At 63.4% G+C, this 16,159-nt stretch carries 16 protein-coding genes, 1 tRNA gene and 1 pseudogene; 7 read left to right on the forward strand and 11 right to left on the reverse strand.

Features of this window, described 5'->3' with window-relative positions:
• On the reverse strand, window positions 1-942 hold a 942-nt coding region (locus VIO10_RS02985; protein ID WP_331959106.1), incomplete at its 3' end, for a hypothetical protein.
• Between VIO10_RS02985 and glpK the strand changes: the two genes are divergently transcribed.
• Window positions 933-2,417, forward strand: coding sequence for a glycerol kinase GlpK (gene glpK, locus VIO10_RS02990; protein WP_331959109.1), 1,485 nt, complete (start codon window positions 933-935; stop codon window positions 2,415-2,417). The genes VIO10_RS02985 and glpK overlap by 10 nt on opposite strands.
• 17 nt (window positions 2,418-2,434) lie before the next feature.
• Window positions 2,435-3,073, forward strand: a complete 639-nt coding sequence (locus VIO10_RS02995; RefSeq protein WP_331959113.1) for an N-acetyltransferase — start codon at window positions 2,435-2,437, stop codon at window positions 3,071-3,073.
• A gap of 176 nt (window positions 3,074-3,249) precedes the next feature.
• Here VIO10_RS02995 and VIO10_RS03000 read toward each other — a convergent pair whose 3' ends face one another.
• Both VIO10_RS03000 and VIO10_RS03005 read right to left on the reverse strand, forming a co-directional pair.
• A complete protein-coding gene (locus tag VIO10_RS03000; protein WP_331959116.1) occupies window positions 3,250-3,546 on the reverse strand; it encodes a hypothetical protein in 297 nt (98 codons plus the stop codon).
• 120 nt (window positions 3,547-3,666) lie between these two features.
• Window positions 3,667-3,954 carry a hypothetical protein gene (locus VIO10_RS03005; protein ID WP_331959119.1) on the reverse strand — a complete coding sequence of 96 codons (288 nt, stop codon included), beginning with the start codon at window positions 3,952-3,954 and terminating at the stop codon, window positions 3,667-3,669.
• Window positions 3,955-4,135: 181 nt separating this feature from the next.
• On the opposite strand from VIO10_RS03005, the gene lptB reads away from it, so the two are divergent.
• Window positions 4,136-4,924, forward strand: coding sequence for an LPS export ABC transporter ATP-binding protein (gene lptB / locus VIO10_RS03010; RefSeq protein WP_331959122.1), 789 nt, complete (start codon window positions 4,136-4,138; stop codon window positions 4,922-4,924).
• A gap of 113 nt (window positions 4,925-5,037) precedes the next feature.
• Here lptB and VIO10_RS03015 read toward each other — a convergent pair whose 3' ends face one another.
• The 5 genes from VIO10_RS03015 to VIO10_RS03035 form a co-directional block, all read right to left on the reverse strand.
• Entirely contained in the window at window positions 5,038-5,349 is a 312-nt protein-coding gene (locus VIO10_RS03015; protein ID WP_331959125.1) for a hypothetical protein, read from the reverse strand.
• 60 nt (window positions 5,350-5,409) lie between these two features.
• Window positions 5,410-6,201 carry a hypothetical protein gene (locus VIO10_RS03020; RefSeq protein ID WP_331959128.1) on the reverse strand — a complete coding sequence of 264 codons (792 nt, stop codon included), beginning with the start codon at window positions 6,199-6,201 and terminating at the stop codon, window positions 5,410-5,412.
• Window positions 6,202-6,290: 89 nt separating this feature from the next.
• A complete protein-coding gene (locus VIO10_RS03025; RefSeq protein ID WP_331959131.1) occupies window positions 6,291-7,094 on the reverse strand; it encodes an alpha/beta hydrolase in 804 nt (267 codons plus the stop codon).
• 233 nt (window positions 7,095-7,327) lie between these two features.
• Entirely contained in the window at window positions 7,328-7,996 is a 669-nt protein-coding gene (locus VIO10_RS03030; protein WP_331959134.1) for a hypothetical protein, read from the reverse strand.
• Between the two features lie 267 nt (window positions 7,997-8,263).
• A tRNA-Arg gene (locus VIO10_RS03035) sits at window positions 8,264-8,335 on the reverse strand.
• Between the two features lie 100 nt (window positions 8,336-8,435).
• Between VIO10_RS03035 and VIO10_RS03040 the strand changes: the two genes are divergently transcribed.
• Window positions 8,436-9,236 (forward strand): class I SAM-dependent methyltransferase, encoded by an 801-nt coding sequence (locus tag VIO10_RS03040; protein ID WP_331959137.1) that lies wholly within the window; start codon window positions 8,436-8,438, stop codon window positions 9,234-9,236.
• Between the two features lie 65 nt (window positions 9,237-9,301).
• Here the strand turns inward: VIO10_RS03040 and VIO10_RS03045 are convergent, their stop codons facing one another.
• The 3 genes from VIO10_RS03045 to VIO10_RS03055 all read right to left on the reverse strand — a co-directional run bounded on the left by VIO10_RS03045 (window position 9,302) and on the right by VIO10_RS03055 (window position 12,940).
• On the reverse strand, window positions 9,302-10,135 hold the full coding sequence (locus VIO10_RS03045; RefSeq protein WP_331959140.1) for an inositol monophosphatase family protein: 834 nt from the start codon (window positions 10,133-10,135) through the stop codon (window positions 9,302-9,304).
• An 85-nt stretch (window positions 10,136-10,220) separates the two neighbouring features.
• Window positions 10,221-11,399: an acyl-CoA dehydrogenase family protein gene (locus VIO10_RS03050; protein WP_331959143.1), complete on the reverse strand. Its 1,179-nt coding sequence runs from the start codon at window positions 11,397-11,399 to the stop codon at window positions 10,221-10,223.
• 116 nt (window positions 11,400-11,515) lie between these two features.
• Complete coding sequence (locus tag VIO10_RS03055; RefSeq protein ID WP_331959146.1) at window positions 11,516-12,940, reverse strand: ABC1 kinase family protein; 1,425 nt, start codon at window positions 12,938-12,940, stop codon at window positions 11,516-11,518.
• Between the two features lie 296 nt (window positions 12,941-13,236).
• Here VIO10_RS03055 and VIO10_RS03060 point away from each other — a divergent pair, with 296 nt between their 5' ends.
• The 3 genes and pseudogenes from VIO10_RS03060 to VIO10_RS03070 all read left to right on the forward strand — a co-directional run.
• Complete coding sequence (locus tag VIO10_RS03060; protein WP_331959149.1) at window positions 13,237-14,490, forward strand: MFS transporter; 1,254 nt, start codon at window positions 13,237-13,239, stop codon at window positions 14,488-14,490.
• A gap of 96 nt (window positions 14,491-14,586) precedes the next feature.
• Window positions 14,587-15,816 (forward strand): alanine transaminase, encoded by a 1,230-nt coding sequence (alaC, locus tag VIO10_RS03065; protein WP_331959152.1) that lies wholly within the window; start codon window positions 14,587-14,589, stop codon window positions 15,814-15,816.
• 29 nt (window positions 15,817-15,845) lie between these two features.
• Window positions 15,846-16,159, forward strand: a pseudogene (locus VIO10_RS03070) (homoserine dehydrogenase); the annotation flags it as partial.

Genomic DNA, 16,159 nt, shown 5'->3' on the forward strand with positions numbered 1-16,159 from the left:
CTCGCCCGCCAGCGACCCGAGCGCCGCCGTCTCGGGAATGCCCGCAGCCCGGGCCAGTTCCCTTGCGCGCGCAAAACTTGCCTGCCCGCGCACACCCAACTGGTAGCCGGAAAGCGAAAAGCGCAGATTAAAGTCGAGGGGAACCGTCGCGCCGGCTGGGATGGCCACAGTCCCGGTTAACGCCTCCGTTGCGCTTCCCGTCCCCGCCGCATCCGCCGCAGCGTCAGGGTGTGGTGCGGCAGGCGGAATCGATACCGGCTCGAGCGTGAACTTCGGTGCTTGAATTGGCCGGCTGAGCCCCCCGCCGCTCAAGATGAGCCCTTCTACGGTGAGCGTCCCAGAGAGCAGACCCTGCTCTTCGGGGCCGGTCTTCGCCAGATGATTCAGCTCTGGCTTCGCCGGCAACTTTGGATTGGTATTCTCCGCGCGCTCGCCGCCGTGGACATCGTAAACAATCCTTCCCGTCACCGTGCCTTTCGCTTCGAGATCCGGCGCGAGTCCGCTGCGGATTGTGCGCAGAGCATCAAGCCCCGCGGCCACCGGGATGCGATTGAGCTCGATAGAAAAGTGCGGTGGTGCGGACGCGCCCGGTTCCTCTCCGGTCACATGCACATGCCCGTCACCCAGAGGCGAGTCACAGGCCAGATTCTCCAGGCTGCGCTGCGCGTAGTGGTATACAAACCCGCAGTTGGCATCGAAATCGAGCGGTGCTGTGGGCGTGAATTCAGCGCGATGCACGCCTACCGCGCTGAGCCGCATGGCAATGCTGGCTGCGTCGGCGGTTCCGTCCATGTGCAGTTCTCCCGCCAGGTCGCCACGCCAGCCGGGATCGGACCCGGTGATCAAGCGGGCAAGTTGACCCAATTGCGCTTCGCGCCAGTCGAGATCGAGATGCAGGGGCATCTGCCGGAGAGCGGGAGCGCGCCGCATGCTTGCTTCCATGCGCACCACGCCGGTCTCTTCCAGATACAGGCTTACATCGGTACGGGCCGGCTGGCCGCGCCTACGCCGAAATCAGGCAGTACTATCCGAAACCGGGATGGGTCGAGCATGACCCCGAGGAAATTTACCGCTCGGTCGTGACGCTTTCAAAAAAAGCGATCGCCGCCGCGAAGATGTCGGCCACCGCGATCGCCGCAGTCGGCATCACCAATCAACGCGAGACGTTCGTGGTATGGGAGCGGAGCACCGGCCGCCCGATCTATCGCGCGATCGTATGGCAATGCCGCCGCAGCGCCGCGATCTGCGGCGCTTTACGCCAGCGCGAGCCCGAAGTCGCGCGGCGGACGGGCTTGGTCATCGATCCCTACTTCTCGGGCACGAAGCTCAAATGGCTGCTCGATCAAAAGCCCGAAATCCGCAAGCGCGGCGGGCGCGGCGAGCTGTGCTTCGGCACGATCGACACCTGGCTGGTGCATAAATTGTCGCGCGGCACGGAGTTCGTGACCGATTACACCAACGCGTCGAGAACGATGATGTTCAATCTGGCGCGCCGGGAATGGGACGACGAGATGCTCGCGATGCTGGGGGTTCCGCGCGAGATGCTGCCGCGCCCCGCAAGTTCGCGAGGTCCGCTGGCCGAGGCGGCGCCGGGCACGATCGCGGCGCGTGCGATTCCAATCGCCGCGGTAATCGGCGATCAGCAATCCGCGCTCTTCGGGCAGGGCGCGGTCGCGGCCGGCGACTCGAAGGCAACCTACGGGACGGGAGCGTTCCTGCTGATGAACACCGGCGACCAGATTGTGGCGTCGAAGAATCGGTTGCTCACGACCGCCGCACTCGGTCCCGCCGGCGAGCCCGCGTACGCGCTCGAGGGTTCGGTGTTTATCGCGGGCGCGGCCGTGCAATGGCTTCGCGACGGATTGAAGCTGGTGCGCAGGGCCGCGGATACATACGGGCATGCGCGTGCGAGTCTTGCAAAAAATAAAGATCGCACGCATCCCTACGTGGTGCCGGCGTTCGTTGGACTCGGCGCGCCGCATTGGGACGCATCCGCCAGGGGCGCGATCGTGGGAATCACCCGCGGCACGACCGGCGCCGATATCGTGCGCGCGACGCTCGACAGTATCGCCTACCAGGTGCGCGACGTGATAGTTGCGATGGAATCCGACACCGGCCGTCCGCTGAGCGAGCTGCGCGCCGACGGCGGCGCCACCGCGAATCGCTACCTGATGCAGTTCCAGGCGGATATCCTTGGCAAGCCGGTCCGGAGCGCGAAAATCGCAGAGACCACCGCGATGGGCGCGGCGATGCTCGCGGGCCTGGCCATGGGCGTCTGGAAATCACCGGATGAGTTGCGCGCGATCGTCGAGGGAGCGGAAGTGTTCAAACCGAAAATGCAAGCCGCCGAGCGTGAACGATTGCTCGCCGGATGGCGCGACGCGGTCGCGCGTGTGCTCACGAAGCCGTCGGATTGAATCGAGGTAACAAGGAAATGCCTGAAAATGGAAAGCCGATCGTAACTGTTTTGTACCCCGAACAGCACGAGCAGGCCGCCGTCTCGCTCGGCCGCGCCTTCATCCACGATCCGGCCTTCAAGGCGATCCTTCCGGATATTACCGAGCCGGTCGCGCGCGCCGAGCATCTGGCGGACTTGTTCCGCGCGCAGTTGGCGGTAGAGCGCCGGACCGGACAGCCGGTCTTCGGCGTGGTCTATGATGGACGCGTCGTTGCAGCCGCGATGACCGAAGGCATGGGGCATCCAGCCCTGCTCGGTCTGATGGTCACCGGGCTTGGACAGATGCCGCGGCTGATCCGCGGGGTCGGATGGGGCGGGCTGGTGCGCGCGCTGAAGATATTCGGCGTGCTTGCACAGCACCATCCCGAGGAGCCGCATCTGTATCTGCAAACCCTCGGGGTCGATCCGGACTTTCAGGGCAAGGGCTACGGAAAGGCGCTGCTCGACCGGCTCGCGCTGGAGGCACGGGCGCGGCCTGAAATAGCCGGCGTTTACCTCGAGACCGGGACCGAAGCCAACGTCGCGTTCTACAGTTCCAAGGGCTACGAAATTCTGGGCGAGCTGTACCCGATAGGCGTCAGGCAGTGGCGGATGTACCAGCGCAAGCGCCCGTAGCAGGGGTGACCCCTGGCAGGGCTGAGCCCTGCACCCACTGTTAAGGCCGCGCTCCGTTGTCGCGCGCGACCCCTGCCGCGAGCGCGCGGTCTCTTAATACTGGCCTCCCGTGCCAACGGGCGGGCGCGGCCCCTGCCAACGGCTTAATACTGCGCTGCCGTCGCCACGGCCAGGGGTCACCCCTGCCCGTCGCGCGGCTGGATGGTCGTGATGCGCAGTCCCCTGGAGGTCCAGCCGACATCGAAGCCGACGATGTCGCCTTCGCGAATCAGCTCGATCCCCGGCATCGTGCCGCCGATTGGTGCGCCCACTACAGCCACGAATGGAAACTCGAAGGGGATTTCCTTGCCGCTATGCGAGCGCACCACGCCACGGCCGCGGGCGCGGTCGAGCTTGAGAATCATCCCCTGGTAGAAATTTCCGGGAAAGCGCTCGCTGTCATACTCGTCGGCCACCACCCTATCGAGTAGCATCCCGCGGCGCCGCGGAAAAGCGGCAATCGCGAACCTGACTGGAGCGCGCTCGGGGGGCGGTCATCCGCGGCGAGGGCGTGACGCTGCCGATTGGTTTGCTTTCGCCTGGCCAGTCCATTGCTACGGCATCGACGCGCAGGTTTGCAATTCGCTGAGCGCATTGTCGATGAATCCGACCGCGTTGGCCTTATGCCCTCGATAGTCATTTGCGGTCTCGGTCTGTAGTACATAGCGTGCATGCTGTAGGTCGTTCGTCGCTTGTGAGATTGCGGGATGGCTGCCGGGCGGGGGTGCAGGGGGAGGACCGTAATAGCCGGCGCCGCTATACGCCGGCCCCTGCATGCAGGTGGCACAGGTCAACAAAACTCCGAAGATGACGCCGCTGGCGAAACATAATCCTTTGACCATTGGAATGCTCCTTAATCGCGCCGCAATTTAGCACAGCCGGCATTGGATCGCATCGACGACAGCGGGCCCGGCGTGGCGACCGGTGGTGTTGCGATTGCCGCGCGGACAATCCCGGCGAAGCGTTCCATATCCCGGTCAAAGCCGATAAGTTCTAGGATGGTCAGTTGAGCGGCATTTGAGAATGGCAAGAGTCGAAAGCATTAAATCAGGCGAGATAAGCGGCGCGGCTGAAAAGGCCGAAACGCTGGCGCTTCGCGGCGAAGGCTTAACCAAGGTTTACGGCGGCCGTGCGGTCGTCGACAACGTCAACGTAGTCGTCAGGCCGGGCGAGGTGGTGGGTTTCCTGGGACCCAATGGCGCCGGCAAGACAACCACCTTCTACATGCTGGTGGGACTGCTCAAGCCCGACCATGGGCGAGTCATGTTCGGCGGCGAGGACATCACGACCCTGCCGCTCTACCAGCGCGCGCGCCGCGGGATTTCCTACCTGCCGCAAGAGCCCAGCGTCTTCCGCAAGCTGACCGTCGAGCAAAATCTGCTGGCAGTTCTCGAAACGCTGCCGCTTACCGAAGAGGAGCGTTACACGCGCCTTCAATCGCTGCTCGACGAACTCGGAATCGCGAAACTGGCCAAGGCCAAGGCGGGCGTGCTGTCCGGTGGCGAACGCCGCCGCGTAGAAATCACCCGCGCGCTGGTGCTCGATCCAGTGTACTTATGCCTCGACGAGCCGTTCGCAGGAATCGATCCGATCACCGTCGTCGAGATTCAGCGCGTCGTGTCTTATCTCAAGGAGCGCGGCATCGGGGTGCTCATGTCGGATCACAACGTGCATGCGACGCTGTCGATCATCGATCGCGCCTATATCATTCACTCCGGCAAGATTTTGTTCGAGGGCAAACCGCGCGAGATCGTCGCCAGCGAGGCAGTACGCCAGGTGTTTTTGGGCGAGCGATTCAAGCTGGCGAGATAGCGGGACCGATCGATCGAAAGAAATCGACCGTGGCCGCCCCATCCCGTCGCTCGCCAGCACCTTGCCCGGAACTCCAAGACCCATCGCTGCTGCCTTTTGCGAGGGTCGTTTGTTTACTTTGCCGGGAGCGCTTTCTGCGCGGCCTCGTACTGCGCCACGGCGATCCGGTAATGTCCGATCTTGAGCGCGGCGTCACCTTGATCCTTGTGATTCTGCGCCGTGCTCACATCCGTGCCCGCCGCCTTCGCTTTGTCGATTTCCTGAGCGACTTGCGCCTGCAGCGAGTTCGCCTTGGCGCCCATCATCGTGGGCCCCGAATGCGTTCGCGGTGGTGGAAGGGGAGCTTGCTGCGCGAATGACTGGACGGGGAGCCACAATGCAAGCGTGGCCGCTGTCGCGAGGACGCTGAGAAGCTTCGGTTTCATCGGGCGCCTCCAGTCGATCGGCTGAAATACCGCGAGCACCATTGCCAGCGCGCGGTTGAATCAGAAAGGATATCCGTACGGGCCAAACCCGGAACCCGGCATCGGCGGCGGATAGGTTGGATAGCCGTAACTGCCGTAACCCGGCGCGTAGCCGGAATTGAATCCGCCGTAGCCTCCGCCGTAGCCGCCGCTGCCTATCGACATGCCTCCGCCGAGCAGCATCGGGAGAAGCGTCGTGAACATGCTCGGCGGGGCGCTGTTGTACTGCTGATACTGGCCTTGGGCTTGGTAGGCCTGCGCACCGGGCGGTTCGTTGTTCTGATAATCCTGGATCGAACCGGACGCGGCGTACGGATCGGAGCCGTCCGACGGCATTGCATTCGCGGACGGAACTCCGTTGACCGTCGATCCGGGGCTGCCCCTGCTGCCAGCCAGTTCAGGGCTGATCTTGATCCGGTTGTCCACCACCAGCGATGGATCCTTCAGATAGTGGCGAGCCTTCTGCTCGGCGTCAGTCTTGCCGAAGTCGCTGGCGACGAAGCCGAACAGGATTACCTGCTTGCCGCCGCTCGAACTGGTGACGACTTGCGCACCGACCAGCGGCAGCGAGTGATGCTTGAGATAATCAGAGAGAGCCTGGCTCTGCGGCGAATCGATGACGCCGCCGACAACAGTTCCCGCGCTCGATGGCGGCGGCAGACTCGCGCTGGAATCGAAGCGGCTTGAGGTACCCAGAGGCGCCGCTTTCGTCGCACCGGTGCCAAACGGATTCTGCATGGGGACGCAGGAGGCCAATCCCGCCAGAGCCACCGCCAGCCCGAAGGCCGCCAGGGCATTTGCGATGCGACTCATAACTTCTCAATTATAGTCCTGAGCCACTGACCTAACAATTCGACGAATTCCGGACTATTTAGTTTCATTTCGCGACGACGACTTCGCGGCTATTTCGCGTAGCCGATCTCGACGATGAAGTCGCGCACCAGCTGATTGAAAACGGCGGGATTCTCGAAATAGATCGAATGGCCGCTGCCGGGGACCGTGCGCAGCCGTGAATTTGGCAGCGCCGCCGCAAGCGCCTTGACGATCTCGGGTGTGATCAGCGTGTCCCGCTCGCCAACCATGCACAGTATGGGCATCGTCAGGCATCGCTTCACCGCGGCGAGATCGTAGCGCAGGCCGATTAGCCGCAGGCCCGCGTCGGCGGGAGGCCGCGCGCCATGAATCCGGATTTCGTCGTACAGAAACGCCATCTCGGGGCGCCGTGAGAAATAATCGGCGGCATAGGTCGGCAACGATCCGATCGGTGGCGTCGCATCGACGGCGATCGGCTCGCGCGGCCGCTCGAACTTCATCTCGGGCGTGAAGATTCCGCCCGGTGTATCCGCCAGCACCATCGCCGCGACCCGTTCGGGATGCTCGAGCGCATAGCCGACGATCGTCCATCCGCCCATCGATTGCCCGATCAGCACGGCCTTGTCGATCTCCAGATGGTCGAGGACGGCGCCTAGATCGCTCGCATGCGCGCGATTGAACAGGCCGTCGGGGTCGGGCGATAAGCCGAAGCCGCGCTGGTCAAGCGTGATGCACTCGAACGATCGCATGAAGTAGGGAACTTGCTGCCACCATGAGAGATGGTTGCCGCCGAGCCCGTGCAGAAAGATGATCGGCGCGCCGGCGCCCACGCGTTCGTAGTAGAGCGAGAACTTGCCGATTTCCAATCTGCCGGGCGTGATTCGATATTCCATCGCGACTCCCCTGCGAGCGGTTTTGCAGTTCGTAGTCGTAGCCGGGCGAGAGCGCGCGGGCAATCCGTTTCGGGTCACCCCTGCCGATTGTCGATACGAAGGCCCGAAAGCAGTTGCACGGCGGTGTCGGCGGTCTCGCGGCGGGCGGCGGCTTGGTTGTCCGCGTGCGCGATAACGGTCGCAGTTCGGTCAGCGCGCCAGACAGCCGATGCGCCAACCGATCGACAGACTGGCTAGCGCCAGCTTGCGCCCGGTCTGATTTTGAAGCGGCGGTAACCTCTGCGGGATTTGAGGAACAGAGCAACCACAACGCCGACCACGAGCAGACCCTCGCCCCAGATCAGAATCTTGGACGGGTCGAGATTGCTCAACCACGCAGCCGACGGAGCAGCCTGGCCCGCGGGCATTCCGATGCTGGCCAGGAAGCTATTGCGCCAGCGCGACATCGCGACCAGGAGATACCACGCCAGCCCCGCGACCATGACGATCATCCAGAAAAGAATGCCGAACTGCTCGGGCATGCGGCGACGAACAATACCCTGAAGCGAACCCGGCTCCTCGGGCGCGGCCATCCCATTGAGACGAATCAACATGCGGCGGCAGTCCGGGACGGGGGCTTCCTCCCGGTCGTCGGGCATAGCCGGCTCGGCGAAGATGGGCGTCTGCTCGAGCGCGGGGCCGCCCGCCGCGGGACCGCCCGCCTCGCGAATCTGGCGCAAGATGGCAAGCATATGCTGCTTGCAGGTCATGGTTCCGAACAGCGCGCATTTCGACAGCGCCTCGAGCTCCTCAGGGGTTATCCTGAGGCGCTCGATGAGTTCATGGTCGTCTCGAATCAGGTTGAGGACTTCGCACTCTTCTTGCGGCGCGAGAATCGGGCTGTCTTGCGTATCGGCTTTCATGGGACGAAATTTTGACGACAATCACGGCTTGAAGCAAGACTAAAGGAGTCATGAGCTATATAGGATACTAAATCGTCTATAAGCGACCCGTAAGAATCCCATAGATTGTCCGAACTGTAAGCATTACCTACCTACTGTAAGTATATAACTCTCATACTCAGCGGGCGGTTAAAAAATCGTACCTTCAGTATGGCTCGCGGTGTTCGCGCTGGACGAGCCGGGCGACCATTGAAACCAGAAAAAACGTGAGTGGAACCTTCTAAAAAATGCCCCGGCCGGGAATCGAACCCGGACTTGAGGTTCCGGAGACCTCCGTGATGTCCTTTTCACTACCGGGGCGAACGGTGCGGCAGAGCAAAGCACTATACCAAGGAATCGCCGCGAACAAGAAAGCGCGACGGATTGACCGGGAAAGGATTCGTGCGCCAACATCGCGGCGATGGCGACAAACGCCGATGCCGACTTCGCGCGGCGCCTGCGCGAGCAATACAAGGACGGCTCCAACCTGTCGGCGCGGATTCGGCTGCATCAGCGCTTCAGCACCAATCGCTACGGGCTGATGCGCTGGATGCTCGATCACTTTCGGATTCCTGAAACCGCGAGCGTGCTCGAGCTCGGCTGCGGCACCGGCATATTGTGGCGCAGCCGGGTGCGGGCGCCTGCGGGATGGCGCGTGATTCTAACCGACATGTCGGGTGGGATGATCCGCGAAACGCGCGCCAATCTCGCGCGGCTGGGCCATCGGTTTACCTTCGCGCAGGCCGACGCGCAGGCGCTCCCGTTTCGCGACGCATCGTTCGACGCGGTGATCGCCAATCACATGCTCTATCATGTGCCCGACATTCCAGGCGCGCTTGGCGAGGTTCGGCGCGTGCTCAAGCCGTCAGGGTTCTGCTATGCGGCCACGATGGGAGTCACGAACATGCGGGAGATCGACGAACTTGCGGCGCGCTTTTTTTCGATTCCGCGAATGACCGAGGCGACCGCGCGATTTGGCCTCGAGAGCGGCGAGGCTTACATGCGCCGGGCTTTCGGCGAGGTGAAGCTCGAACGCTATCCCGACTCGCTGGTTGTAACCGAGGCTGCGCCGCTGATGGACTATATCTGCTCGATGCGTGTGCGCAGCCGAGTCAGCGACGAACAGGTTGCCGGCTTGCGGCGGCATCTCGAAAATGAAATTGCGGCGCGCGGCGAGATTCGAATCAGCAAGGATACCGGGATGTTCATCGCGCGCCGCTAGCCGCGGGTCGCGCGTCGAATCTGCGCGTTCATCTGAGGCGTGCTGCGAAAATCAAGCAGGTATTTCTACGCCGAGGCCTTGATCTCACGCAGCATCTCGGCGTGGCGGCGGTCGGCTTCCGGCCGCGCCTGAGCAATCGCTTCGATGAGCTGTTCGTGCAGCCGGCCGTTGGTCGCCACGATATTCGCGCCGGCAACGTCAAGCTCGCAGCCGTTCATGTTGCTCACGCGTCCGCGTGCTTCCTCGACGAGGATTGCGCCGGCTGCCACGTCCCAGGGGCGGAGCCCGAACTCCCAGAATCCATCGGTGCGTCCCGCGGCGACGTAGGCGAGATCGAGCGCGGCCGACCCGGTGCGGCGTATGCCCTGCGCACGCATCATGATTTCTTCCCAGAAGCAGAGATAGAAGCGCCGACGTTCGCGCCGGTCGTACGCAAACCCGGTGCACAGCAGCGCGGCGCCGAGGTTCGGCGTGGTGCTGACGCGAATCGGCTTGCCGTTGAGGCGCGCGCCCTGCCCGCGCTGGGCGATGAAGCATTCTTTTTTCAGCGCGTCGAAGACTACGCCGAACTGCACGCGGCCGCGCCGTTCGTACGCGATCGATACGCAGAATTGCGGATAGCCGTGCGCGAAGTTGGTGGTGCCGTCGAGCGGATCGATAATCCATCGATGGTCGCTTTGATGCGCGCTGGCGCCGCTTTCCTCCGCGAGGATCGCATGGGTTGGAAACGCGCGTTGGATCACCTCGATGATTGCGGCTTCCGATTCGCGGTCGGCTTCGGTGACCAGATCGATCGAGTTCGACTTGCGATTGATGGTTATCCGGCTGAGCCGTTTGAGATGGATTCTGCCGGCGGCACGCGCGGCGCGGAGCGCAACCTGTTCGATTTCGTTGATCACAGCACAGGCACGATATTACTCGCGGGGAAAATCGTCCAGCGCCAAACGCAGATCAATCGACAGTGCGCGGGCCACGGCTTCGCATCTACCAGCGCGGCGTCTCGGCCAGGCCCACGCCGAGCGCGGCCTTGCCCAGCAGTTCGCGCGCGCGGGCGTTGGACAGCGGATGATTCGGGCCGGCGCGAACGTCGCGGTAATAGCGCTCCATGGGAAATTTTTTCAGCATCCCGTGCGCGCCGACGACCTCCATGCAGTAGTCAACCGCGCGTACCGCGTTGTTGGTCGCGACATACTTCGGCATCACCACTCGCGCCAATCCCGTCTCGCCCTTGAATGAATCACGATCGCGAAGGTAGTCGCGGGCGACGCCGAGATAGAGTGCGCGCGACTGCGCGATCAGCGCTTCGGCCTCGGCGATGGCGAATTGAACGCCGGGCAAATATTTGATCGTGCGGGGCTGCGTGAGCGGTTTGAGGCGGCCGGCAAATTCCTTGGCGAACTTCAGCGCGGCAATCGCCACGCCGGTATAAGTCGCGGCGACGGAAATCCCGAACCATGCGAACAGCGAAATCGCCTGGTCGTTGACCGGACCGATGGGCCGCGATTCCGCCATCGCGATCGCGGGCACGCGGACCTCCTTGATCACCAGGTCGTGGCTGGCCGTCGCGCGCATCCCCATCGCGTCCCAGGTCTCGACCAGCTCGAAGCCGGGAGTGCCGCGCGGCACGACGAAGGTGGCGGCGGCGGGCGGACTGGAGTCCTCGAGCGTCGCCATCACCATGAACAGATCGATCACGGGCGAGAGGCTGGTGAAGCTTTTGCGGCCGTTGAGAACGTAAGTCTCGCCGTCGCGCCGCGCGCGGGTCGCGAAGTAGCCCCAGTCGCCGCCGGTCTCGGGTTCGCTGATGCCGCCGCCGAGGATTTGGCGGCCGCGCGCGATCGCGTCGAAGAACAATTCCTCCTGCGCGCGGCCGCTGGCGCGCTCGACCATGCTGCCGATGCCGAACAGATGCATGTTGATTGCGATCGTGGTCGCGGCGCATCCCTGCGCGAGCTGCTCCTGGCAGAGCGCGAAATCCTCGAGGTCGGCGCCGAGTCCGCCGTATTTTTCGGGAATGACCAGCGCGGTGTATCCGGCCGCTTTCATTTTATCGACGTTTTCGACCGGGAATGAATTGGCGCGATCGTGTTCGGCGGCGCGAGTGGCAAAGTCGGCCGCGAGCTCTGCTGATAGCGCCACAAGTTGGTTGCGTCGATCAGACATCAGTTGGACTCCGCATCGTCAAAGTCGGCAGGGCGGCAGCATTTGGGCCGCAGGCGCAAGACAAAAAATCGGCTCGGCAAAACTGTGCCATGAAAGCGGAGCGCCGCGAAACCGGCCTACTTGCCGGCCGGAGTGTCCGCGGGGGCGCCGGCTGCGGGGTCGAAAATACCGCCGCCGGGCGCGGGCGCCGGCTGCGCGGTCATGAGGCGTTGCGCGTACGGCATGATCGTCGCGAACAGGTCGACTTGCGAGTCGAGTGTTTTGCCCAGACCGCTGAGCAGACCCATCATGCGCCCGACCAACAAGACGTCCGCGGGGACTTCGACCACGGGATTGGCCCGGATCGCGCGCGGCAGCTCCTCGGAGAATTTCTCGACCATGTCCTTGTCCGCGTAAGCCTTCTTCGACTTGATAGTGCTGCCAAGAAACAAATCGGAAAACGCCAGCAGCGTGTCGGGATTGCCGGTGCGCGTGCGAAAGCCCAGCTCTGTGAACGCGGCGACGATTCCATCGCGATTCGAAGTAAGGATCGAAAACGTCAGCCGCACGATGCCGTCGCGGAACGCGGGCGGGAAATCCTTGGCCAGGCCGAAGTCGAGCAGCACGATCCGGGGGCCGGGCTGAACCAGGATGTTGCCGGGATGCGGATCGGCGTGGAAAAAGCCGTCGCGCAGGACCTGGTCGCAGAAAATCTCGATCAGCTTCTGCGCGACCGCGTGCTTGTCGATCCCCGCACGCTCGAGCGCGGCGATATCGGTGACCTTGATTCCTTCGAGCAGCTCCATCGTGAGCACGCGGCGCGTGGTGAACTCGCGATAGACCTCGGGGACGATCACGTCGCAGTCGGCGGCGAAGTTGCGGCGCATCGTTTCGGAGTTGTCAGCCTCGTGAACGAAGTCCAGCTCCATCGGGATGTACTTGAGCGCCTCGCGCATCAGGACGCGATAGTCGAAGTCGCGTTCGAGCTTCGCCAGCCATCGCAGCACCAGCGTCATGTTGCGGAGATCGGCGCGGACGATCCCGTCAATTCCCGGATACTGCACCTTGACCGCGCATCGACGCCCGTCGTGAAGGCGCGCCCGATGCACCTGCGCGAGCGATGCCGACGCCAGCGGCGCGGGATCGAACTCGGCGTAAACGTCCTCGAGCGGCCGGCCAAGTTCGCGCTCGATCTGTTCGCGGATCACCGCAAACGGCCGCGGCGGGACGCGATCGTGCAGGCCCGAGAGCGTGGATACCCATTCGTCGGGGAGCACGTCGGCGCGAGTTGCGATGAACTGGCATGCCTTGATGAGCAAACCTTCCAGGCGGATTGCAGTGCGGTTGAGCGCTTGCGCCGCGCGAAGATCCTGGCGGCGATAGAGTTCGGCCTTGTTGCGATCGCTGACCAGGCGCGTCCAGAGTTGGGTGCCTTTGTAGCCCGCGTACACGTACGCCGCCAGCCACACCACGTTCCAAAAGCGCCACACTCGCGTCGCCAGTCCGGGTTCGGGCATGCCGGCGGGAAAATCGAAGCTGCGGTCGATGCTCGGGTTGCTCATGCGAAGAGTTCGGACCGTGGTTCAGTCTCGTCAAGTCAGGCTTAAATCCTACGTTATGCGTGCGATTCTGAGAACAGAGCGCCCGTTGCGCTCCGCGACCAGCGGCTTGACTCATGATCGGCTGCTCGGTTACTCTGCCGCCATGAAGCCGAGTGATGATGTACGTCGCGTCCCCAATTCAATGAGGGTCCTCCTGAATTGAGACGGACATCGATACTTGGCTCTAAAAAGCCCCGGGCGCTTGAGAGCTCCGGGGCTTTTTCTTTTGGCGCGGCTGACTGGGTGGGAAAATTTTCGTGGAAACCGCACGACCGCATGCTCCGACTATTCGCGACATCATCCGCCGTTACTACACGGTATGGGGTTTGTACTCGTTCGCCGGCGGGTTCCTGTTTGGCGTCTATCCGATCTTTCTGCGCTCGCGCGGGCTCGACCAGTTCCAGATAAACAGCGTGCTGGCGACGTACTTCGTCGTCCTGTTTCTGACCGACGTGCCCACCGGCGCGTTCGCCGACCTACTCGGCAGGCGCCGCTCGTACGTGCTCGGCGCATCGCTGCGGGTCTGCGCGTTCCTGCTGTACTTCCTGGCGCATCATTACTACGTGTTCCTGATCGCCGAGAGCATCGACGGTGTCGGCACGACTTTCGGCAACGGCGCGATAGACGCGTGGGGTGTCGATGCGCTCGATGACGCAGGGTACGACGGGCTCAAGGACCGGCTGTTCTCGCGCATCTCGCAACTGACGACGCTGGGCTTCATGGGGTCGGCGATGATCGGCGCGTACGTCGCCGACATCGATATCGCATGGCCGTGGCTGCTGGGCGCAGCCGGCTACCTGGTCAGCGGTGCGGTCGGCGCATTCCTGATGCACGACGAACGTCCGCGCGCCACGACGGTCAGGATTGCGGCGATCCCGCGGCAGGTCGCCGCGAACGTGGGCGATGGTATCCGCGCCGGACTGGGTGCGCATACCGTCCTGATGCTGAGCGTGGCAGGCGCAATCACGTTTGCGGCGTGGGCGCCGTACTGGATCGAATGGCCGATCATGTTCAACGAAAGCCTGAAAGTTGGCGTGTGGATCGTCGGCTGGATCTATTGCGGTCTGTCGGCGGCGCGGCTGGTCGGCGCGGAGGTAAGCGCGCGCATCCAGGGCGACGAATCGAAGCGCGCTGCGCGCGTGAGCGTGCTGGTTATCGGCGCGAGCGCGATGCTGTTTCTGGCGGGGCTGTTCGGCGCGCGGCCGCTGGTTTCGCTGGCGATGCTGTTCGTGATGAATCTGTTCACCGGCGCGATGATGCCGCTGGTGCAGAGCTGGTTCAACGAGCAGATCGAAGCGGGCAATCGCGCGACGCTGTTGTCATTCAACTCCACCTTCCAGACGATGGGCGGCGCGATGGGATTGCTGTTTGCCGGGCGAATCGCGGACACCGCCGGGATACCGTTCGAATGGCAGATCGCGGGGCTGATATCGGTGTGCGCGGCGCCGGTGTATTGGGCGACGCGCCGGCGCGCGAGCGAACAAGCCGCGCTGGCGATCCCGGCGAAGTGATCCGAATTGCGGGCGACACGCGCCTACTAGCGGCGCAGCCGAGCGTCCGTTAAAACTTATAGCTCGCGCATTTAGCGGACGCGGAGTCCGCGCATAATCGCCGACCGCAAGAGTAAAATGGATTTTCCACGAATCAAACGGCTGCCACCCTACGTCTTCAACGCGATCGGAGAATTGTGCCTCACGGCGCGGCGAGCCGGTGAGGACATAATCGATTTCGGAATGGGAAATCCCGACGAGCCGACTCCGCCGCATATCGTGGCGAAGCTGATCGAGGCCGCCTCCAAGAACGCCAACCATCGCTACTCGGTGTCGCGCGGGGTGTACAAGCTGCGGCTTGCGATCTGCAATTGGTACAAGCGGCGCTACGGCGTCGAACTCGATCCCGATTCGGAAGCGATCGTTACGATCGGATCGAAGGAAGGGATCGCCCACCTGACGCTGGCGATTTTAGATCAGGGCGACGTGGTGCTGGCGCCGACGCCGACCTATCCGATTCATCAGTACGGATGCATCATTGCGGGCGCGCAGGTGCAGGGCGTCCCGATCCGGCGCGGCGAGGAATTTTTCGACGAGCTGATGGACGCGGTGAAGCGATGCTGGCCGCGGCCCAAGTTCCTGATCATGAACTTCCCGCACAACCCGACCACCGCGACCGTCGATTTGCACTTCATGCAGCGGGTGGTCGAGTTCGCCCGCGAAAACAACATCATGGTCGCGCAGGACTTCGCCTACGCGGACTTGTGCTTCGACGGTTACAAGGCGCCGTCGATGATGCAGGTGGCGGGCGCCAAGGATGTCGGCGTCGAGTTCTTCACCCTGTCGAAGAGCTACAACATGCCGGGCTGGCGGGTGGGCTTCGCAGTCGGCAATCGCGAGATGATCGCGGCGCTGGCGCGGCTGAAATCGTACTTCGACTACGGGATGTTCGCGCCGGTGCAGGTCGCCGCGATCGCGGCGCTCAACGGACCGCAGGAGTGCGTTGCCGAGATCGTCGCGCGCTACAGCCGGCGGCGCGACGCGCTGGTGGACGGACTCAACCGGGCCGGCTGGCCGGTGGAGAAGCCCAAGGCGACGATGTTCGTGTGGGCGCCGATTCCGGAGCCGTTCCGCGCGATGGGTTCGCTGGAGTTCGCCAAGTTTCTGCTGGCCGAGGCCAAGGTGGCGGTTTCGCCGGGAATCGGCTTCGGACAGGACGGCGACGGGTTCGTGCGCTTCGCGCTCATCGAGAACGAGCATCGCACCCGCCAGGCGCTGCGCGGAATTCGTCACGCGCTCAGGGCCGGCCACGCCGATATTCCGGCGCGCACGGCCAGCGCCTCCTGAGCGCAATCGACCAAGCAACGGGGTAAAAATTGAGACCGATACGGATTGCTCTGCTCGGATGCGGCACGGTGGGCGGCGGCGTGGTGAAGCTGATCCTGCGCAACCGCGACAAATACGAACGCATGCTCGGCGCGCCGCTTGAGTTGGCGGCGGTGGCGGATCTGAGGGTCAAGCTGGTTGCCGCGCTTGGCGTGCCGAAGAAATTGATTACGCGCGACGCCGCAGCGGTGGTCACGCGTCCCGATATCGATATCGTCATCGAACTGTTTGGCGGCCACCAACCGGCCCGCACCCTGATCATGACGGCGCTGGCGGCGGGCAAGGACGTCGTTACCGCGAACAA

The organism is Candidatus Binatus sp. (assembly GCF_036567905.1).
GTDB lineage: Bacteria > Desulfobacterota > Binatia > Binatales > Binataceae > Binatus.